This is a genomic window from Blastocatellia bacterium (assembly GCA_025055075.1).
Lineage (GTDB): Bacteria > Acidobacteriota > Blastocatellia > HR10 > HR10 > HR10.
The window spans coordinates 52289-71968 of record JANWYV010000023.1 but is presented as its reverse complement, the minus strand read 5'-3'; the positions used below and the strand labels follow the sequence as shown (position 1 = coordinate 71968).

General features: G+C 61.6%; 17 protein-coding genes. 12 read left to right on the top strand and 5 right to left on the bottom strand.

Features of this window, described 5'->3' with window-relative positions; genetic code table 11:
• Positions 1-14: 14 nt before the first annotated feature.
• Genes rplU through NZ746_06535 form a run of 8 tightly spaced genes read left to right on the top strand, consistent with a single transcriptional unit; the run spans position 15 to position 4816 of the window.
• Complete coding sequence (gene rplU / locus NZ746_06570) at positions 15-329, top strand: 50S ribosomal protein L21 (protein MCS6817026.1); 315 nt, start codon at positions 15-17, stop codon at positions 327-329.
• Positions 330-377: 48 nt separating this feature from the next.
• Positions 378-647: a 50S ribosomal protein L27 gene (gene rpmA, locus NZ746_06565; protein MCS6817025.1), complete on the top strand. Its 270-nt coding sequence runs from the start codon at positions 378-380 to the stop codon at positions 645-647.
• Between the two features lie 28 nt (positions 648-675).
• Complete coding sequence (obgE, locus tag NZ746_06560; protein ID MCS6817024.1) at positions 676-1695, top strand: GTPase ObgE; 1020 nt, start codon at positions 676-678, stop codon at positions 1693-1695.
• A 7-nt stretch (positions 1696-1702) separates the two neighbouring features.
• A complete protein-coding gene (gene nadD, locus NZ746_06555; GenBank protein ID MCS6817023.1) occupies positions 1703-2356 on the top strand; it encodes a nicotinate-nucleotide adenylyltransferase in 654 nt (217 codons plus the stop codon).
• The gene (gene rsfS, locus NZ746_06550) at positions 2340-2720 is read left to right on the top strand and encodes a ribosome silencing factor (GenBank protein MCS6817022.1); all 381 of its coding nucleotides are present in this window, start codon (positions 2340-2342) and stop codon (positions 2718-2720) included. Before nadD ends, rsfS begins: the two co-directional genes overlap by 17 nt.
• Before the next feature lie 54 nt (positions 2721-2774).
• The gene (locus tag NZ746_06545) at positions 2775-3236 is read left to right on the top strand and encodes a 23S rRNA (pseudouridine(1915)-N(3))-methyltransferase RlmH (protein MCS6817021.1); all 462 of its coding nucleotides are present in this window, start codon (positions 2775-2777) and stop codon (positions 3234-3236) included.
• 43 nt (positions 3237-3279) lie between these two features.
• On the top strand, positions 3280-3651 hold the full coding sequence (locus tag NZ746_06540; GenBank protein ID MCS6817020.1) for a TraR/DksA family transcriptional regulator: 372 nt from the start codon (positions 3280-3282) through the stop codon (positions 3649-3651).
• A gap of 1 nt (position 3652) precedes the next feature.
• On the top strand, positions 3653-4816 hold the full coding sequence (locus NZ746_06535) for a DUF1343 domain-containing protein (protein ID MCS6817019.1): 1164 nt from the start codon (positions 3653-3655) through the stop codon (positions 4814-4816).
• Positions 4817-4828: 12 nt separating this feature from the next.
• Here NZ746_06535 and NZ746_06530 read toward each other — a convergent pair whose 3' ends face one another.
• Complete coding sequence (locus NZ746_06530) at positions 4829-5383, bottom strand: CDP-alcohol phosphatidyltransferase family protein (GenBank protein MCS6817018.1); 555 nt, start codon at positions 5381-5383, stop codon at positions 4829-4831.
• Positions 5380-6255: a metallophosphoesterase gene (locus NZ746_06525; protein ID MCS6817017.1), complete on the bottom strand. Its 876-nt coding sequence runs from the start codon at positions 6253-6255 to the stop codon at positions 5380-5382. Before NZ746_06525 ends, NZ746_06530 begins: the two co-directional genes overlap by 4 nt.
• 193 nt (positions 6256-6448) lie before the next feature.
• Here NZ746_06525 and NZ746_06520 point away from each other — a divergent pair, with 193 nt between their 5' ends.
• On the top strand, positions 6449-9721 hold the full coding sequence (locus tag NZ746_06520; protein ID MCS6817016.1) for a S41 family peptidase: 3273 nt from the start codon (positions 6449-6451) through the stop codon (positions 9719-9721).
• 129 nt (positions 9722-9850) lie between these two features.
• On the opposite strand, the gene NZ746_06515 is transcribed toward NZ746_06520, so the two are convergent.
• A complete protein-coding gene (locus NZ746_06515) occupies positions 9851-11983 on the bottom strand; it encodes a prolyl oligopeptidase family serine peptidase (GenBank protein ID MCS6817015.1) in 2133 nt (710 codons plus the stop codon).
• A 280-nt stretch (positions 11984-12263) separates the two neighbouring features.
• Between NZ746_06515 and NZ746_06510 the strand changes: the two genes are divergently transcribed.
• From NZ746_06510 to NZ746_06500, 3 genes are all read left to right on the top strand, one after another.
• Positions 12264-12746: a (2Fe-2S)-binding protein gene (locus NZ746_06510; protein MCS6817014.1), complete on the top strand. Its 483-nt coding sequence runs from the start codon at positions 12264-12266 to the stop codon at positions 12744-12746.
• A gap of 128 nt (positions 12747-12874) precedes the next feature.
• Positions 12875-15022 carry a molybdopterin-dependent oxidoreductase gene (locus tag NZ746_06505; GenBank protein MCS6817013.1) on the top strand — a complete coding sequence of 716 codons (2148 nt, stop codon included), beginning with the start codon at positions 12875-12877 and terminating at the stop codon, positions 15020-15022.
• A 27-nt stretch (positions 15023-15049) separates the two neighbouring features.
• Complete coding sequence (locus NZ746_06500; GenBank protein MCS6817012.1) at positions 15050-15865, top strand: dienelactone hydrolase family protein; 816 nt, start codon at positions 15050-15052, stop codon at positions 15863-15865.
• A gap of 167 nt (positions 15866-16032) precedes the next feature.
• Here the strand turns inward: NZ746_06500 and NZ746_06495 are convergent, their stop codons facing one another.
• Together NZ746_06495 and carB are read right to left on the bottom strand one after the other, a co-directional pair.
• Positions 16033-16257 (bottom strand): glutaredoxin family protein, encoded by a 225-nt coding sequence (locus tag NZ746_06495; protein MCS6817011.1) that lies wholly within the window; start codon positions 16255-16257, stop codon positions 16033-16035.
• 75 nt (positions 16258-16332) lie between these two features.
• Positions 16333-19566, bottom strand: coding sequence for a carbamoyl-phosphate synthase large subunit (carB, locus tag NZ746_06490; GenBank protein MCS6817010.1), 3234 nt, complete (start codon positions 19564-19566; stop codon positions 16333-16335).
• Positions 19567-19680: the final 114 nt, after the last annotated feature.

Below are 19680 nucleotides of genomic sequence, written 5' to 3'. Positions count from 1 at the left end.
GGAGGCAAGTGCCTGTGACGTACGCCATTATCGCCACGGGTGGAAAACAGTATCGCGTCACGCCAGGCGAAATCTTGCGCGTTCCGGCGCTTCGCGCCGAGGTGGGGGAGACGATCGAGCTGCCGGTGCTAGCACTGAGCGATGGGGAGCAGGTCAAGATTGGTCATCCCACTGTAGAAGGTGCTCGGGCCGTGTGTCGCGTCCTCGAGCATGGCAAGGAGCGGAAGATCATCGTGTTTAAGTTCAAGCGACGAAAGCAGTATCGTCGCAAGAAAGGGCATCGGCAGAAGTACACGGCTATCCGCGTAGAGGCCATTCAGGCGGCTTGATCGCCCGCACGGTGCGAGCGCGAACGGGAGAAAGGAGGCGAGGAAGCTATGGCGCACAAAAAAGGCATGGGAAGCTCCCGCAACGGACGGGACTCGGTCGGGAAGCGCTTGGGCATCAAGTGCTTCGGTGGACAGTTCGTGACTGGGGGCTCGATCCTCGTCCGACAGCGAGGCACGCGCTTCAAGCCGGGCGTCAACGTTGGGATCGGAAGCGATGACACGCTCTACGCGAAGATCTCGGGCGTCGTCCGATTTGAGGACAAAGGGCGCATGGGCAAATTCGTGAGCGTATATCCGGTGACGCCTGAGGGGAAATGAGCCTCCGGCGATCCTGAGCGAGCGGCTAATGTTCGTTGATCGCGCGGAAATCATCGTGAAAGCTGGGGACGGAGGTGATGGCTGCACGGCCTTCCGCCGTGAGAAGTATGTTCCTTTCGGGGGACCGGCGGGCGGCGATGGCGGTCGAGGGGGGCATGTGTACATGGAAGCCGTCCTCGGCATGAACTCGCTCATTCACTTCAGGTACAACCCCGAGTATCGGGCCGAGCGCGGGGGACACGGCGAGGGGAACAATCGGCATGGACGGGATGGCGAAGACCTCGTGATCCGCGTGCCTGTCGGAACGCTCGTCTACGATCAGGAGACGGGAGAGCTGCTCCACGATTTCTCGACGCCGGGTGAGCGAGTGCTCATCGCCCGCGGAGGACGCGGGGGACGTGGGAACGCGCATTTCGCGACGCCCACGCGTCGCGCGCCGCGCTTTCACGAACGGGGCCAACCGGGACAGGTGCGCCGCCTGCGATTGGAGCTGAAGCTGCTGGCCGACGTGGGATTGGTCGGCTTCCCCAATGCCGGCAAGTCCACGCTGCTGGCGCGCATCTCGGCCGCGCGGCCCAAGATCGCCGACTATCCCTTCACGACACTGGAACCGGTTCTTGGTGTCGTTCAATTGGACGAATATCGCAGCTTCGTCGTCGCCGACATCCCAGGGCTCATCGAAGGAGCTCATCGAGGAGCTGGCTTGGGGCATGAGTTCTTGCGACACGTTGAGCGAACGCGCGTGCTCCTTCACCTGATTGACGTCTCTCCCTTCGCCACGCGTGAACCGGTCGAGAGCTACCATATCATCAACCATGAGTTGGAAGCGTACAATCCGAAGCTTCTGGAGAAGCCGCAAATCGTTGTAGCGACCAAAATGGATATCGCTTCGGAGGAACGTTTCTCGACATTAGAAGCCTTTTGTCGGGCGCACGATGTGGACTTTGTGGCCATTTCGGCTGTGACCGGGCAAGGGGTCGCTGAACTCTTAGAGCGCACTGCTCGACGCCTGGAGAGCGCGCTTACGGCGGCTCTCTCGTCCCGGTGACCTCTCTATGCGGATCGGAATTTTCGGGGGCACGTTCGATCCCGTCCACAATGGTCACCTGGAGATCGCCGACAAGGTCGGACAATGGTTCTCCCTAGACTGCGTGCACTTCGTCCCGGCCGCTCGTTCTCCTCATAAGGTCCAGCAGCCGGAGGCGACGGCTTGGGACCGATTCGCCATGCTCGTATTGGCCACGCGCGCGCACGAGCGATTTTACGTCTCGACGCTGGAGCTGGAACGGGGGGGCGCCAGCTATACCATTGAGACGATTCGGGAATTCCGACGTCGGATGGACGCTGCGGGCGACCTCTACTTCCTCATGGGCGCCGATGCCTTTCGGACGCTTCCGGCATGGAAGGATTACGCGGAGTTGCTCCAGCTGACGAATCTCATCGTGGTCTCGCGTCCGGGACATACGCTGAGTGCCGAATGGCTTCCCGAGACCTTTCGCGCCCATGTGCGCCTATGGGAGCCCGACCGAGCGTGCATTCGAGATCGCGGACCGCGTATCTATCTGTGCTCGGGGGTTCACAACGAGATCTCGGCGACGGCGATCCGGGCAGCTCGGCGACGAGGGGAGACGATCGCCCATTTGGTTCCCCCGGACGTCGCTGCTTACATCGAGAAGTATCGGCTCTATCGCGATGCGATCACGACCTGAGATGGTACGCTCTCCTTCCACACGGGATGCTCGAAAGACCCTCACTCTGGCCATTCAAGCGGCCAGCGATAAGAAGGCGGAGAACATCGTCGCGCTCGATCTGCGGGGCCTGGCGTCGTTCACAGACTACTTCTTGATCTGCAGCGGGACGTCCACGCGTCAGGTTCAAGCCATTGCCGAAGCCATCCTGGACACCTTGGAGGAGCACGGCACGCGCCCGCTCCACGTCGAGGGGGAGACGGTGGCTCAATGGATTCTGATCGACTACGGCGACCTGGTCGTTCATATCTTCGAGCAGAGCGCGCGGGAATATTACGATTTGGAGCGATTGTGGCGCGACGCTGAGCGCCTTCCGATCCCGTGAGCGCAGGTCCTCCCGAGGCTTTCGACATCCGACCGAATCGCGGCAACGTCAGGAATGTACCTGGAATTCCTGTGGGTGGGGAAGACGAAGAACGCGCATCTGGCGGCGCTCGAGCAGGACTACGTGCGCCGCCTTCAACGATTCGTCCCCGTGCAGATTCGCGCATTGCGTGCGATCTCCGAGCCAGATCCCAAGCGCCTCTGCGAACGAGAGAGCGTGGCGTTGCTTGGTGCGCTACGGCCCGGATTCCGCATCATCCTGCTGGATGAGCGGGGAAAGATGTTCAGCTCCTGGGAGTTGGCCGAGTGGTTGCGCGCCCAGCAACGGGCCGGAACGCCCGGACTCTGTTTTCTCGTCGGCGGCCCAGAAGGGGTCTCCGAGAGCGTTCGGGAGCGGGCCGACGAGCGCTGGTCCCTCTCTCGCTTGACGCTACCGCACGAGCTGGTGCGCGTCATTTTGCTCGAGCAAATCTACCGAGCTTTTGCTATAATTTTCGGCTTGCCTTATCCGAGGTGAGCGCGGCTGCCCTCGCGGCAAGCGAAGAGCGGAGAGATGGCGCATGATGACGAAGAAGAAAGTCGAACATTATCGGAAACGGCTGCTGGAGAAACGAGAGGAGCTTCTCCGCGCGCTCGATCGGCACGTCCATTACGGGCGGGAAGCGGATCAAGACGTCGCGCAGGATCCGGCGGATAAGGCCTCGAACTCCTACCTGAAAGAGCTCCTCTTCAGCCAGAGCACGAGCGATCGCTATATCCTCACGCTCATTGACGAAGCGTTGGAACGCCTGGCGGAAGGGACCTACGGCATCTGCGTGGCCTGCGGTGCGGAGATTCAGCCGAAGCGATTGGAAGCTGTCCCTTGGGCTCGCCATTGCGTGACCTGCCAAGATCTGCAAGAGCGCGGACTTTTGCGCGAGTCCGAACGGTGAGATGCATCTCGGCCTCGACGTCCTCCTCTCCCGGCACCGGCATCTGCTGCGGGGCAAACGGATTGGGCTCATCGTTCACCCCCCCTCTTTAGATCGTCATCGGCGCCATGCGATCGAACGCTTCGCTACGGCTTCCGACGTTCGCCTCACAGCGATCTTCGGCCCGCAACACGGCCTGCGCGGCGAGACCCAGGACAACATGATCGAATGGGAGGGATGGCGAGACCCGAAGCTCGGGATCCCCATCTTCAGCCTCTACGGCGCGACGCGCATTCCCACACCGGAGATGCTCGCCGATGTGGATGTCCTCGTCCTCGATCTCCAGGACGTCGGAACGCGCGTCTACACCTACATCTGGACGATGGCGTTGTGCATGATGGCTGCCGCGCGCGAGGGTCGAGAGATGATCGTGTTGGATCGTCCAAATCCCATTGGCGGCGTACACGTTGAAGGGCCCGTTCTACAGCAGGGCTTCGAATCGTTCGTCGGGATGTTCCCCATCCCACTGCGGCACGGGATGACGATCGGAGAACTGGCGCGATTGTTCAACGAAGCATTCGGCATCGGATGTCGGCTCCATGTCATCCCGATGCAAGGATGGCGGCGCGACCTGTGGTATGACCAGACGGATCTGCTTTGGGTCCTGCCCTCGCCGAACATGCCGACCTTGGAGACGGCGACGGTATATCCGGGCATGGTGCTCTTCGAAGGAACGCTGCTTTCGGAGGGGCGAGGGACGACGCGCCCGTTCGAATTGATCGGAGCGCCGTTCATCGATCCCGATCGTTTGGTCGCCGAATTGCGGGCAGAGAAGCTGCCGGGCGTTTTCTTCCGACCGTGCTATTTCCAACCGACGTTTCACAAATACGCAGAGCAGCTCTGCGGCGGCGTGCAGGTTCACGTCCTCGACCGCGAGCGCTTCAAGCCCGTCCTCACGGCCGTCGCTCTTCTGAAGGCCATCCATCGCCTTTACCCCGAACATTTCCAATGGCGCCAGCCACCTTACGAGTATGTCTTCGACCGCTTGCCGTTTGACATCCTAGCTGGAACGGATCGCCTGCGTCAGCAAATTGCAGAGGATCGCCCCCTCCGAGAGATCGAAGACTCCTGGCGCGCCGACCTGGAGTCGTTTCGCAAGCTGCGCCGAGATCACCTGATGTATTGAGGGGGACGTCGCTCACCGCTCTTCGAGGAGCCGAGCGGCGTGATAGATGTAGTGGACTCCGGAGAAGATCGTGATGGCGAAGCTCAGCCCATACATATAGCGGAGCAATTCCGAGAGGCTTCCCCATATATTCGCCGCCAGGACGAAGGCCACCGTCAGGACTTGGATCGTCGTGTGAATCTTCCCCGGGATCGAAGGACGAAAGCGCCGGAAGCCCGTCACGATGAAGAGCGTGAGCGCGCCGAGGACGATGAAGACATCGCGACTGATGACGGTGATCGTGAGCCAAAGGGGGATGGGCTGATATCCGCGATCTGGGAGGGTGAGTAGGACGAAGGCCGTTATGACGAGCAGTTTATCGGCCATCGGATCAAGGATCGTCCCCAGCGGCGTGCTCTGATGGAAATGTCGCGCGACGAAGCCATCGAGGGCATCGGTGATCCCAGCCGCGAGGAAGATCCAGAGCGCCGCGGGCAGGTCATTGTACAGGACGAATGCCGCGAACACCGGGATCAATAGCAGACGAAGGACGGTGAGGAGATTGGCGAGCGTCGCGACTTGAGTCATGGGGATCCATGGCGCTCGCACGCGCGGAGAGATTCTTTCTCGCCCATTGCGCGCTCCTGGTCGGACGCGCTCTTCAACTCAAGGAGCGTGATCTCCGGTCGGCACTGGTAGCGCAGGGGAATCAACACCGTTCCCAACCCGCGATTGACGTAGATGTGCGTTTGCTCATAGCGCCCGTATCCGCGCAAGAAGGGCCAGAAACGGCGCATGCGCCGTCGCCACGAAGGGATGTTGATTTGACACCCATGTGTGTGGCCTGCCAAAACGAGCGCAATGCCGGCGTGAGCGGCTTGCCAAATGATGTTCGGATGATGCGAGAGCAAAAGGGCTGGCCATCGCCGGTCCATCCCCCGTAGAGCAGTTGGCAGATCGGCCTGGCCGAGGGTCAGATCATCAACGCCTACCATGGCGAGGGCCTCCCCGCCCTTGCGGAGATACGTGTGCGCGTTTCGCAGCAGCTCGATGCCGCGCCGACGAAAGGCATGCGCGAGCGCTTGGGGACCAGTCCAGAAGTCGTGATTCCCGAGCACGGCGTAGACACCGTATCGCGCGCGCAGCTCTCCGAGGATTTCGGCCACCCCGCTGATGTAAAACCGCGAATGGCTCACATAGTCGCCGGTGAGCACGATGACGTCGGGGGCCAGGCTGTTGGTGAGCGCCACGGCGCGGGCGATGTACGCGGCATCCACGAAAGCGCTGTGGTGAATGTCGGAGAGCTGTGCGAGAGTGAAGCCCTCGAAGCTGGAGGGCAATTCCGGCAGCGAGATCCGCTGCCGGACGATCTCGATGTCGCGCGTCTCATCTACGGCGCGGCGCACAAGCTGCAGCATGCTGGCCGCCACGCCCGCTCGCTTCGGTTCGCGAAGAAACATCGGCATTCCTCACAACATGCACATTCCCATGCATGGCTTGAACGGATCGAGCGGCTTATTATACGCCTGCCGGCGGGCCGACGCCAAAGGCCTTTCAAGCGCCGTGGAGAGAAGACGGTTGGTCCAGGGCACGGGACCGTGCTACAATGAGCAGCTCTTCGTGAGCGAGAAGATCTGTGATGGAGGGAGCCCGATGAGACGACTTCACCTCTATTTTGCCGCGATCCTTGTGCTCGTCATTCTCCCCTGGGTAGGACTCGCCCGCGAAGCCAAGCTCGTGCGATACCCCCACTATCATCAGGGGCGCATCGCTTTCACCTACTTGGGGGACATCTGGACGGCAGACGAAAATGGCCAAAACGTGCGTCGCCTCACCGTCCATCCCGCGCGAGACGTCTATCCGCGTTTCTCGCCCGATGGTCGGTGGATCGCCTTCTCCAGTGACCGGAATGGGAACCTGGACGTCTACATCATCCCGGTCGAGGGAGGAACGGCGAAACAATTGACGTTCCATTCGGCCGATGACACGGTGCTCGGATGGACGCCGGATTCGCGCGCGGTGCTCTTCAGCAGTCAGCGCGGCGAGTTCTTCATGCCCAAACTCTACACGGTGAGCATTGACGGCGGCATGCCGCGCACGGCCGGCCCGGATATGGGCATCTACGGCTGTTACTCCCCGGATGGACGGAAACTCGCCATCAATCGCAAGGCGCAGGCCTACTGGCGCAAGTACTATCGGGGCGCGTATCAGAGCGACATCACGGTGATGGACCTGGAGACCAAAAGGTTCACCGATCTGACGGATTTCGAGGGGATGGATTCCTGGCCGATGTGGGGGCGAGATGGCTACATCTACTTCGTGAGCGATCGCGATGAAGGGGGAGTGACGAACATCTGGCGCGTGCCCGAGCGCGGCGGTCGAGCCGAGCGCGTCACCTCGTTCCGCAGCGGCGATGTGCGTTGGCCCGCCATGAGCGCCGACGGGCGCGTCATCGTCTTCGAGCACGACTTTCAGATTTGGAAGCTCGAAGTGGCCACGCGAAAGGTGACGCCGATTAAGCTCGACATCGCTGCAGAGACGCAGGAGAATCCCGTCGAGATCCGCGACTTCAATTCTGAAGTGGATGACTATGATCTGGCCCCGTCGGGGCGCCGCATCGCGTTCTCCATTCATGGAGAGATCTTCACGGCACCAGTGGAGCAAGGCGATCTGAAGCAGATCACCGACAGCCCGGCGCGCGATCGCGATCCTCGATATTCGCCCGATGGGAAATGGATCGCGTTCATCTCGGACCAGAGCGGACGCGAGGAGCTGTATATTGCTCCTGCCGACGGTTCCGGTCCGATGCAGAAGCTCACTGATCAAGACGTGCTCAAGTTCGCCTTCGCGTGGTCGCCGGACTCCAAAGAGATCGCGTACACGACGTCCGATCTCAAGCTCTACAAGGTGAATGTCGAGACCAAACAGGTCGTGGAGCTGACCTCTTCCAAATACGGTCAGATCGGCACGCCCGCTTGGTCGCCCGACGGAAAATGGATCGCCTATGCCAAGCCCAATCATGCGCGGCGAAACGACATCTATCTGATTCCGGCCACTGGCGGCGAAGAGCGAAAGGTGACATTCGAGCCGTTCAATTACTCGTCGCCGCGATTCGCCCCGAATGGGCGCAAGCTGTATTTCCTGCGGAGCGAGACGAGCCTCTTCTCCAGTCAGCCTTCGGTGCAGCTCTTCTCGGTGACCTTGGAACGCGAAGAGCGCGATCCCATGGAACCCGAAGAGCGGAGCGAGACGGCCGAGGCGACCGAGGGGGGACCGCGTCGTCCGCAGATGGCGCGATCGGAACCGCCTAAGGAGATCGCCATTGATTGGGCGGGACTGCGGCGGCGAACGCGTCAACTGACGCGCATGCCTTTCCCCGTCTCCAGCTATGCCATCTCTCCCGATAGCCGCACGATCGTCTTCGCTACCAGCGAACCGACGGGCGCGCGCATGGTGCCCGTCCTCTACTCGATCCAAGAGGATGGCCGGCGGTTGACTCGGATCACCTCGGGGACGGTTCCGAGCGACGATGAGGACGACGGACCGCCATCTCCGGGCTTTGGACCGGGCGGAGGAATCGGCGACATCGCTTTCTCCCGCGATGGACGCACAATCTTCTTCCGCGAAGGCAATGGCGTCTATTCGGTCTCGCTACCGGCGAGCGTGGCGCCAACTCAAGCCCCAGGGGCTCGAGGCGATGCTCCGCGCCGACGCATCACCTTCGTCGCCAAGGTGAAGATCGACAAGCCCGCGACCTGGCGGCAGATGTTCGATGATGCGTGGCGCACGATGAAGTACCGTTTCTACGATCCGGCGATGCACGGCAAGGACTGGGATGCCGCCCGCGAGAAATATCGGCCGCTTGTCGAACATGTCGGCGATCGCCAGGAGCTGCTCAACCTCATCAACGAGATGCTCGGCGAGTTGAACGCCTCGCACACGGGGACGGCGCCCCCGCCGCGCGGACGCGGTGCGAGCGTCTCGACCGGCCATCTGGGCCTCGATCTCGAACCCGATGAGCAGGCCGGACGGTATCGCGTGACGTACATCTACGAGAACGGGCCGGCTGATAAGGATTGGGTGAAGGTGAGCGTCGGCGATTACTTGATCGCCATCGAAGGCAAGCCGATCAAAGCGGGGGATAACTACTATCCCTTGCTCAATCACCGGCTCAACCGAAAGATCGAAGTGACCTTCAACAGCAAGCCCACGGAGGAGGGGGCCTGGACGACGCGCATCGAGCCGATTTCAATGAGCGCCTTCAATCAACTCCGATATGAACGCTGGGTCAAGGAGCGGCGCGAGTTGGTCGAGAAGCTCTCGGGCGGGCGCATCGGCTACGTGCACATTCAAGCGATGAATCGGCCGTCATTGCTGCGCTTCGAGCGCGAGCTGCGGGAGAATCGGGACAAGGAGGCCCTGATCATTGACGAGCGCTGGAATGGTGGGGGGAACATCGAGCAAGAGCTGCTCGCCCTGCTCATCCAACGCCCATACCAGATTTGGCAGCCGCGCGGCACCGAACCCACGTATCGTCCGCTCACTGGTTTCTTCGGTCCGAAAGTGGTACTGCAGAACTGGCGTTCGGCCTCTAACGCCGAGATGTTTCCGGCGGGCTTCCGCGCCCTCGGTCTTGGCAAGGTGATCGGGACGAAGACGATGGGCGCCGTCATCGGGACCGGATCGTATCGCCTGATTGACGGTTCGACCATCCGCACGCCGAGCGTGGGCGTTTTTCTGGCCGATCCCCGACGCACGAACATGGAGAACTACGGCGTCGAACCCGACATCTTCGTCGAGAACACGCCGGAGGACAATCTCGCGGGTCGCGATCGCCAGCTCGAAGTGGCCGTGCAAGAGCTGCTCAAGGAACTCAACCGCGGTCCGCGCCAACCGATCGTGCAAAGCAACGCGCGCGACTTCTGAACGTCACGGGTGAATAGACGGGAGGCTCCGTCGAGGTTCATCCCTTCGCGGAGCCTCCCCGTTCGGGCATTCCTTGATGGGATAATACGTCGTCTCGCGACGACGTGAACGCGCTTTAAGCCAGCGGTCTCACGGTTGCCCGCCTTTCAAGAAGCGATCGAAGAAATCCGCGGCCGCGCGATAGGCGCGAATCCAATTTCGATGCAAGAGGAAATCGTGCACCTCATCGGGGAAGATGAGTTGCTCGACATGCGCTTTGCCCTCGGCGCGCAGGCGTTGGATGAGATCGGTCGTCTCGATGAAGTCCACGTTGCGATCATCATCGCCGTGGATAAAGAGGACCGGGGATGTCCAGAATCGGACTGACGCCACGGGCGAAGACTCCCACGCGAGCCGCATGAGATCCTGCCCATGAATCCCCCATCCGCCGCCTCCCTCGCGCAGGCGCGCGCGCAGTGACCAATCGTGCACGCCGTGCAGGTCCACGCCTGCAGCGAAGAGATCGGAATTTCGCGCCAGACCCAGCGCCGTCAGATACCCCCCGTAAGATCCCCCCCAGAGCCCGATCTTCTGCGGATCCACCTCGGGACGTCGCTGGAGATATTTCGCCGCCGCGAGTACGTCTTGATACTCTGAAGCTCCACGCGGCCCCTGATTGGGCGCCAAGCGAAATGCCCGTCCATATCCGATGCCCGAGCGGAAATTCACCGAGAGGACGATGTACCCCTGACTGGCCAGGTATTGGTTGAAGCCATAGGCGCGATGGTAATATCCTCGCGGATGCCATCCTAAGAGCATTTGACGGATCGGCCCACCGTGGAGGAAGATCACTGCCGGCCGTCGGTCGCCCGGCCGCGCATCACGAGGAAGGAAGAGCTGACAGTGGATCGTCCATCCATCGGGAGTCTTGATGATCACTTGCTGGGGCTCCACCAAATGCTGCTCCGGGAAGTCGCGCGGGATAGCCTCGGGAGCAATCAGCCGCACGGTGTTCGTCCGCTCCTCCACGAGCGCCGGGGCTGCAGGTCGTCGAGCTGTCGAGGAGAGGCAGAGGATACGCCGCTGCTCGGCGGTGATGACCGGACTCCATTCGATCCCCGTGCCGCGCGTGAGCTGGCGAAGCCCCGTCCCATCCACATTCACTTGCCAGAGATGGCGACGATCTATGTCGTCCTGATTCGAGTTGAAGATGATCACGCGCCCGTCAGGAGAGAGCGTGGAGTCCTCGACCTCGAATTCTCCGGGAGTCAAGACCGTCTCTCGCCCGCCGCTGACAGGGACCGAATACAGGTGCATCCATCCTTCGTGCTCGGAATAGAAGACGAGGCGATCTCCAGCAGCCCAGCGCAAGGGTTCCGCGGGATATGTTTGAGCGAAGCCAGCCGTCGCATTCGGTGACGTCCACACAGAACGCGCTTCGCCGGTCTCCACATCGGCGACATAGAGAGAGAACGGCAATTCCCACTCGCGCGTGCGCGGTGGATCGGCCATCGCCCCAGGAATCCGAATGAAGGCCAAGCGCCGGCCATCGGGTGACCAGACCGGCGAGCGATCACGATCCACCGAAGGAGCGATCCACGTGATCGTCCGCTTTTGCAGGTCGAAGACGCCGATGAAGCTATGATCGCCGCGCGCACTGACGAATGCCACTTTCGTCCCATCGGGCGACCACACGGGTGATCCGTTGCGACCGCGCGCTTCAAAGAGCGGGCGCTCACGCTCCCCTCCCCCAAGCGGCGCTACAAAAATTCGCCCTCGACGCTCGAAAGCAACCAGGTCGCCCCGCGGTGAGATCTGTGGATTGCTTCCTTCAGCGATCTCCCACGTCTTCCCGTCCTCTATGCGCACGGCCATGATGAGCTGCCGCGCCCCACGTGGATCGCTCGTCGGATTGGGGACTTCGCCCTCACGATTGGGCGAACCGCCGCGCACATAGACGATGACCGATGCGTCCGGACTGAACGCGAGCTGACTGAGCTCCTGGCCATCATCCTCCGCATAGGCGGTCACCTGTCGCGCCCGGAAGTCCGGCCCATCGGCCACCCAGATGTTCCTCCGCCCTTGCGCGTTGAAGACCCACGCCACACGATCCCCACGAGGCGCAGCGATAAGGTTCGATGGGAAAGGCGCGCTCAAGACCGCTTCGATCGAAAAGGGACGGTCCTTCTCGGACGCTCGTGGAGAGGCCGAAGCGAAAGGCGCAAGCACTCCGACGACGAGCGCACAAGTAGCGACGACCCAGGTTCCAAGAAGCTTTCGCATATTTCCCTCCTCTGCTTTGAGGTTCAGCCTCCGGGGATCACACTTGGGGCTCGCATCGAACATCGCGCATCGGCGTCCCCGGATGAGCTGACCGTCTCTTTCGGCCATCTGTCGCGCGCAATGTTAGTCGCGTCTGAGGAGCCGGGTCAAGAGGCTCTCCTCCCAGCTGGAGAGAAAGGTCTCGCGCGTGTAACATCTGGTTATCCGCGCGCGTATCTCTGAGGCGAAAGCTGGAGATCAAGGAGGGGCTTCCGTCGGAGGCCCCGGAGGAGGTGAGGTCATGCGCGAGGTCATCGAGCTTCACATCAATGGCGTTCGCCATCGCCTGGACGTAGAGCCGAATCGCAGCCTGCTCAGCGTGCTGCGCGAAGACCTGGATCTCACGGGCACGAAATATGGCTGCGGCGAAGGACAATGTGGCGCGTGCACGGTCCTCGTCGAGGGGCGAGCGGTGCGTTCTTGCATCACGCCGGTGCATCTGGTCGCCCGTCGTCCGATCACGACGATTGAAGGCCTGGCGCAAGGAGGACGCCTGCATCCGCTTCAAGAAGCGTTCCTCGAAGTCGGCGCATTGCAATGTGGCTATTGCACACCGGGCATGATCATGTCCGGCGTGGCGCTATTGACCGCGAACCCCAATCCGAGCGAGGCCGAGATCATTCACTTCATGAATGGCAACATCTGCCGATGCGGGACCTATGGGCGCATCATCCACGCCATCCAAAGAGCTGCTCAAAAGATGCGAAAGGAGGGTCGGCAATGAGAGAGGAGCTTTTCGGAGAACTCTCGAATCCATCCCTTGAGCCCGAACGATATGAGCTTTTCGTGGCATCCCTTCCGACAAGCTCGGCCGGCCATGATCCAGGCGATCAAGGAGGGAACGACTCAAGGTTGGCGGCACCAACTGCAGAGTCGCTTCAAGCGATCGCTCCACTCCTCACGCGCCGCCAGTTTTGTCAGGCACTGGGGGCCGGGTTGCTCGTCCTTCTGTTCCGAGACGTGCCCGCTCTACAGGAGTCCAGTGGCGGACGTCGCGCTGCGACCCCACCTATGCCTAGGGAGATCAGCGCGTGGCTTCACATCGGCGAGGATGGTTTGGTGACGGTCTATACGGGCAAGGTCGAGGTCGGGCAGAACATCCGAACTTCGCTCGCGCAGGTCGTCGCTGAAGAATTGCGCGTGCCCATCGAACGCATTCGCCTAGTTATGGGGGATACGGACCTGACGCCCTTTGACATGGGGACGTTCGGGAGCCGAACGACACCGACAATGGCTGCGCATTTGCGTCGCGTGGCGGCAGCGACGCGCGAGCTGCTCCTCGATCTAGCTGCCGAACAGTGGCAGGTCGAACGCGCGACAGTGGAGATCACCGATGGTCAGGTCCGGCATGCGGCGAGCGGTCGAGCGCAAGATATCGGGATGCTCACACGCGGCCAGAAACTCGCGCGTCCCCTTCCCGAGGTGGTACCGCTCACGCCGCCCGAACAGTGGAAAATCATCGGGACCTCTGTCCCCAAGGTGAATGGCCGAGCTTTCGTCATCGGCGAACATCGCTATGTCTCGGATTTAAAGCTCCCCGGCATGCTCTACGGGAAGGTCTTGCGGCCACCAGCGTTCGGAGCGACGCTCGTCTCCGTGGACACGCGCGAGGCGGAGGCCATGCCCGATGTCGTCGTCATCCGCGAGGGCGATTTCGTGGGCGTCGCGGCTCCGAACACTGAACAAGCGGCGCGCGCGCTCGCGGCCATTCGCGCGGAGTGGAGGACGACGCCGCAGCCTTCAAGCCGCGAGATCTTCGAGTATCTGAAGAAGAACGAGATCGAGGCGCGGGGATGGGAGGGTCGCTCGCAACATGTGGTTGGCTCGATCGAAGAGGGATGGCGTCTTGCCGAAAAGCATTTTGCGCAAACGTACACGGTCGCCTATATCGCGCACGCGCCGCTGGAACCTCGAGCGGCCGTCGCCGAGTGGAAGGATGGACGTCTGACAGTATGGACGGGGACACAACGCCCCTTTGGCGTGCGGAGCGAACTGGCGCAGGCGTTCGGTCTTCCCGAAGATCGCGTGCGCGTGATCGTGCCCGATACGGGTTCCGGATATGGCGGCAAACACACGGGGGAAGCTGCCCTGGAGGCTGCGCGCTTGGCGAAAGCTGCGGGTCGTCCCGTCAAGGTCGTCTGGACGCGCGAAGAGGAATTCACGTGGGCATACTTCCGCCCAGCTGGTGTGATCGAAGTCCGAAGCGGAGTGAAGGCTGATGGGACGATCACGGCCTGGGAATTCCACAACTACAATTCTGGCGCGGCCGCCATTCGCACGCCCTATGCGATCCCCCATCAACGCATCGAATTCCACCCGACGCGCTCTCCCTTACGTCAAGGCTCCTACCGCGCGCTCGCGGCCACGGCCAATCATTTCGCCCGCGAGACGGCCATGGATGAACTGGCGCACCTAGTGGGGATGGATCCACTGGCATTTCGATTGAAGAACCTCACGGATGATCGCCTGCGCGCCGTGCTCCAAGCCGCAGCGGATCGCTTCAGATGGGGGAAAGTGAGACCAGCCCCTGATCGCGGCGTAGGTCTCGCCGCGGGATTTGAGAAAGGCGGCTACGTGGCCACGTGCGTGGAGATCGCCGTGGACCGCACAAGCGGCGAGGTGAAAGTCGTGCGCGTCGTCACGGCCTTCGAGTGCGGGGCCATTCTCAATCCCGACCATCTCAAGAACCAAATTGAGGGCGCGCTCGTGATGGGGTTGGGCGGCGCCCTGTTTGAGGCCATCGAGTTCGAAGGGGGAAAGATCCTCAATCCGCGCTTCTCGCGGTATCGTGTCCCTCGCTTCAGTGACCTTCCGCAGATCGAAGTCGTGCTTCTGGATCGCCGAGACTTGCCGTCGGCGGGAGCGGGAGAGACGCCGATTGTGGGCATCGCGCCGGCGATCGGGAACGCGATCTTTCAAGCCACGGGCGTGCGTCTTCGATCGCTGCCGCTGGTGCCCCGCGGACTCCCCATCGAAGCCCGACGGCGACAAGAAGGCTGAGCCGATATGCTCATCTCAGGAGGAGGAATGATGAAGGAACGATGGATCGCCTTGCTCGTGTTCTTCGCGACCTTGAGTTTCGGGAGTACGCGTCCCTCAGCTCAAGAGTGGGCGCGGCGACGATTGGAGACGTCACCGCGCCACCAAGAGTGGGTCACCATCACATATGGCCAGCGAACGGTCCATGCCTTCGTGGTCTATCCCGAAGCCAAAACCAAGACGCCGGCGGTCATCGTGATCCATGAAAATCGTGGGCTCACCGATTGGGTGCGGAGCGTGGCCGATCAGTTGGCTGAAGCTGGTGTTATTGCCATCGCTCCCGACCTGCTCTCTGGGATGGCGCCCAACGGAGGACGGACGAGCGACTTTCCATCGGAAGACGCGGCGCGCGAGGCGATTTCGAAATTGCCGCCGGAGCAGGTCATGGCCGATCTGGATGCCATCGCTGACTACGCTGCGCGATTGCCTGCCAGCAATGGGAAAGTCGCCGTCGCTGGATTTTGCTGGGGGGGAAGTCAAGCCTTCCGGTTCGCCACCCATCGCCAGAATCTGGCCGCAGCCTTCGTCTTCTACGGTACGGGACCACGGGATTCGGAGAGTCTGGCGCGCATCCGCTGTCCCGTCTACGGGTTCTACGGCGGCAATGATGCCCGCGTGACGGCGACCGTACCGGAGACTGCCGACGTGATGAAACGTTTGGGCAAGACCTTCGAGCCCATCACGTACGATGGCGCCGGACACGGCTTCATGCGTACGGGAGAGGAACCGAATCCCACCGATGCCAATCGAAAGGCGCGCGAGCAAGCGTGGGCGCGATGGAAGGAATTGTTGAAAAAGCTGTGAAGAGCTGACCAGCGCAGCCAGAGGACAAATATCCCGAGCTTTCTGCTCCTGGCGAACCGGAGCGCATTCTTCCAAGCCGCCACCTCGCCGCTCGCGCGCGGTGATTTCCCGCCGGGATCGAATCGGCTTCTCTTAATTCCGACCGGACCGGTCGGCACTCACACTCCTCAAGTGCCGCCGAACCCGATCGTCACGCGCTCCCCTTCTACGATCACTGGCACACTGCGCTTTCCCCCGGAGTACTGGAGCATTTGCTGAAACGCCGATTCGTCCTTTTGCACGTTGAAATATCGGACCTCATATCCTCGCTGGCCGTAATCCTCACGGGCGGCCATCGTGTACGGTCAGGTGTCTTTCCCGAAGATGAGCACGATGTTCTTCTTTTCCTCCATCGTCACCCCTCCTTGCCGCAAGTCCTTGTCGGAGTCGCCCTCCCGACGGAGAGGCGCGCCCCTTCAGATCAAAACCTACGGCGATGCGGCGCGATGATTGAGCCGGCGAAGATACTCGTGATATTCCTGCAGGCATCCGATCTCCAGCTGCTCCTTCTGCAAGGCCTCGATGGCCTCGACGGCCGCGCGAGCTCCCGTGAGCGTCGTGATGCACGGGACGCGATACTGGACGGCAGCGCGGCGGATCGAACGCTCATCGTAGAACGACGCTCGCCCAAGCGGTGTGTTGATGATGAGATGGATGTGACGGCTCTTGATGAGGTCAACGACGTTCGGACGTCCTTCGTTGACCTTGTAGACGAATCGCGCCGGCAGGCCAGCGCGCTGCAACGCCTCGCGCGTGCCGCGCGTGGCAATCAGCTCAAATCCCAAGTCGCAAAGGCGCCGCGCGATGGGAATCACGTTCGCCTTATCGTTGTCATTGACGCTGATGAAGGCCGTGCCTTGGCGCGGCAGATGGGTTCCGGCCCCATACTGCGCCTTGAGGAAAGCGCTGCCGAAGGTCGAGGCTGCGCCCATGACTTCTCCAGTCGAGCGCATCTCCGGCCCCAGTACGGGATCCACGCCCGGAAAGCGCGCGAACGGGAAGACTGGCGTCTTCACGTAAAACCGATCCACCTTCAGCTCGTCGGGCAGATCGAACTCATCCAGCATATGTCCGACCATGAGCAAGGCCGCGATCTTCGCCAGCGGAACGCCCGTCGCCTTGCTCACAAACGGCACAGTGCGTGACGCGCGCGGGTTCACTTCGAGCACGTACACGATCCCGTCTTTGATCGCATATTGGACGTTCATCAAGCCGACGACGCCCAAGGCTTCAGCCAATCGCCGCGTGTAGCGGCGAATCACATCCAGTTGCTCGGCGGGGATCATGTACGGCGGGAGCACGCACGAGCTGTCGCCCGAATGAATCCCCGCTTCCTCGATGTGCTCCTGAATGCCCGCGATCACACATCGGGATCCATCGGCGAGCGCATCCACATCCACCTCGAACGCGTCTTCCAGGAAGCGATCGATCAGGACGGGATGCGCGGGCGAGGCTTCGACGGCTTCCCGCATGTATCGCTCCAGAGCGCGCTCGTCGTAGACGATCACCATGGCGCGACCGCCGAGGACATAGCTCGGTCGGACCAAGACGGGATACCCGATGCGCGCAGCCACGCGTTTGGCTTCTTCGATGCTCGTGGCCGTCCCATTCTCGGGTTGTGGGATGCCCAGCTCGCGGAGAAGCGCGCCGAATCGCTCCCGATCCTCGGCCAGATCAATGGATTCGGGCGACGTGCCGATGATGCGGACGCCCGCTCGCCACAGCTTCATCGCGAGATTGAGCGGCGTTTGCCCGCCGAACTGGACGATGACCCCATCGGGCCGCTCCAGCTCGTAGATGTTCATCACGTCCTCGAATGTGAGCGGCTCGAAATACAACCGATCGGACGTGTCGTAATCGGTCGAGACCGTCTCGGGATTGCAGTTGACCATGATCGTCTCGTACCCCTGCTCGCGAAGGGCGAAGGCGGCGTGACAGCAGCAGTAGTCGAATTCGATTCCCTGCCCGATGCGATTGGGGCCGCTTCCCAGGATCATGATCTTGCGCCGAGCGGTCGGCTGAGCTTCGTCCTCGTCCTCGTAGGTCGAGTAGAGATACGGCGTGTAGGACTCGAATTCCGCCGCGCATGTGTCCACGCGCTTGAAGACCGGACGCACGCCGAGTTCCAGACGTCGCTGCCGCACGGCTTCGTCGCTCACTCCCCACAGATCGGCCAACCGCGCATCCGAGAATCCCATCCGTTTGGCCCGACGCAAGTCTTGGCGCGTCGCCGTCGTCAGCGTCATCGTCCGCAAGCGCCGCTGCTCCTCCCCGATCTCGCGCAGCTGCGCCAGAAACCATGGATCGATCTTCGTCAATTCGTGAATCTGCTCGACGCTCCATCCTCGATCCAAGGCGTAGCGGATATAATTGAGGCGCTCGGGCGTGGGGATCGCCAGGCGCCGCCGCAGCTCTTCCTCCGGCAGGTCGTGATCGAAGCGGAAGAGACGTCCCGTCTCCAGCGATCGAATCCCTTTCAGCAATGCCTCCTTGAACGTTCGTCCAATGGCCATGACCTCTCCGACCGACTTCATCTGCGTGGTGAGCGTCGGATCAGCCGTCGGGAACTTCTCGAAGGCCCAGCGAGGGATCTTCACGACGACGTAATCAATCGTCGGCTCGAAGCTCGCCCACGTCTTGCGCGTGATGTCGTTGGGGATCTCATCGAGCGTATACCCCACAGCGAGTTTGGCGGCGATCTTCGCGATCGGAAATCCCGTCGCTTTCGAAGCAAGCGCCGAGGAGCGCGAGACGCGCGGATTCATCTCGATGACGCGCAGCTCGCCGGTACGGGGATTGACAGCGAACTGAATATTCGAGCCGCCCGTCTCCACTCCGACCTTGCGGATCACAGCGATGGCAGCATCCCGCATGCGCTGATATTCGCGATCGGTGAGCGTTTGCGCCGGAGCCACCGTGATGGAGTCCCCCGTGTGAATCCCCATCGGATCGAAGTTCTCGATCGGACAGATGATGACGACGTTGTCGGCGAGATCGCGCATGACCTCCAGCTCGTACTCTTTCCATCCGATGATGGACTCCTCCACGAGGACCTCATGAATGGGCGAGGCCTCCAGGCCCCGCTCGACGATCTCTCGGAACTCTTCATCGTTGTAGGCGATCCCTCCTCCCGTCCCCCCGAGCGTGAAGCTCGGACGAATAACGATTGGATATTCCAGGTCCGCCGCGATCGCCCACGCTTCTTCCAGGGAATACGCGAATCCGGCGCGCGGCATTTGCAACCCGATCTCTTCCATCGCCTGCTTGAAGAGCCGGCGATCTTCGGCAATACGAATCGCCTGCAAATTCGCCCCGATCAACCGCACGCCGTAGGCCTCTAAAACGCCCTGCTCGGCCAACGCGACCGCAAGATTCAATCCCGTCTGCCCTCCAACGGTCGGCAACAACGCATCGGGACGCTCCCGTTCGATGATCTTGGTGAGGACCTCGACCGTCAGGGGTTCGACGTAGGTGCGATGGGCAAATTCCGGATCGGTCATGATCGTCGCGGGATTGGAGTTCACGAGGATGACCGTGTATCCCTCACCACGCAACGCCTTGCAGGCCTGCGCCCCCGAGTAATCGAATTCGCACGCCTGCCCGATGACGATCGGGCCTGATCCGATGATCAAAATCTTCTCGATGTCCGTCCGCTTCGGCATAGCTCCGATGTATGAAATCGAGAGTATGGCGCATCTTGGTGCAGCGGGGCAAGACGCTCGCTCGTCGCGTCGAATCCGAAGATCGAGGATCACTTCGAGGTTGGTTGAGCGGAC

Bases quoted from the DNA above. Each gene is read 5' to 3' on its own strand.
- NZ746_06515 (MCS6817015.1), bottom strand. From the start codon at position 11,983: ATGCGAAAGCTTCTTGGAACCTGGGTCGTCGCTACTTGTGCGCTCGTC.
- NZ746_06535 (MCS6817019.1), top strand. From the start codon at position 3,653: ATGCATCTCGGCCTCGACGTCCTCCTCTCCCGGCACCGGCATCTGCTG.
- NZ746_06520 (MCS6817016.1), top strand. From the start codon at position 6,449: ATGAGACGACTTCACCTCTATTTTGCCGCGATCCTTGTGCTCGTCATT.
- NZ746_06525 (MCS6817017.1), bottom strand. From the start codon at position 6,255: ATGTTTCTTCGCGAACCGAAGCGAGCGGGCGTGGCGGCCAGCATGCTG.
- obgE (MCS6817024.1), top strand. From the start codon at position 676: ATGTTCGTTGATCGCGCGGAAATCATCGTGAAAGCTGGGGACGGAGGT.
- NZ746_06540 (MCS6817020.1), top strand. From the start codon at position 3,280: ATGATGACGAAGAAGAAAGTCGAACATTATCGGAAACGGCTGCTGGAG.
- carB (MCS6817010.1), bottom strand. From the start codon at position 19,566: ATGCCGAAGCGGACGGACATCGAGAAGATTTTGATCATCGGATCAGGC.
- nadD (MCS6817023.1), top strand. From the start codon at position 1,703: ATGCGGATCGGAATTTTCGGGGGCACGTTCGATCCCGTCCACAATGGT.
- NZ746_06510 (MCS6817014.1), top strand. From the start codon at position 12,264: ATGCGCGAGGTCATCGAGCTTCACATCAATGGCGTTCGCCATCGCCTG.
- rpmA (MCS6817025.1), top strand. From the start codon at position 378: ATGGCGCACAAAAAAGGCATGGGAAGCTCCCGCAACGGACGGGACTCG.
- rsfS (MCS6817022.1), top strand. From the start codon at position 2,340: ATGCGATCACGACCTGAGATGGTACGCTCTCCTTCCACACGGGATGCT.
- NZ746_06530 (MCS6817018.1), bottom strand. From the start codon at position 5,383: ATGACTCAAGTCGCGACGCTCGCCAATCTCCTCACCGTCCTTCGTCTG.
- NZ746_06500 (MCS6817012.1), top strand. From the start codon at position 15,050: ATGATGAAGGAACGATGGATCGCCTTGCTCGTGTTCTTCGCGACCTTG.
- NZ746_06545 (MCS6817021.1), top strand. From the start codon at position 2,775: ATGTACCTGGAATTCCTGTGGGTGGGGAAGACGAAGAACGCGCATCTG.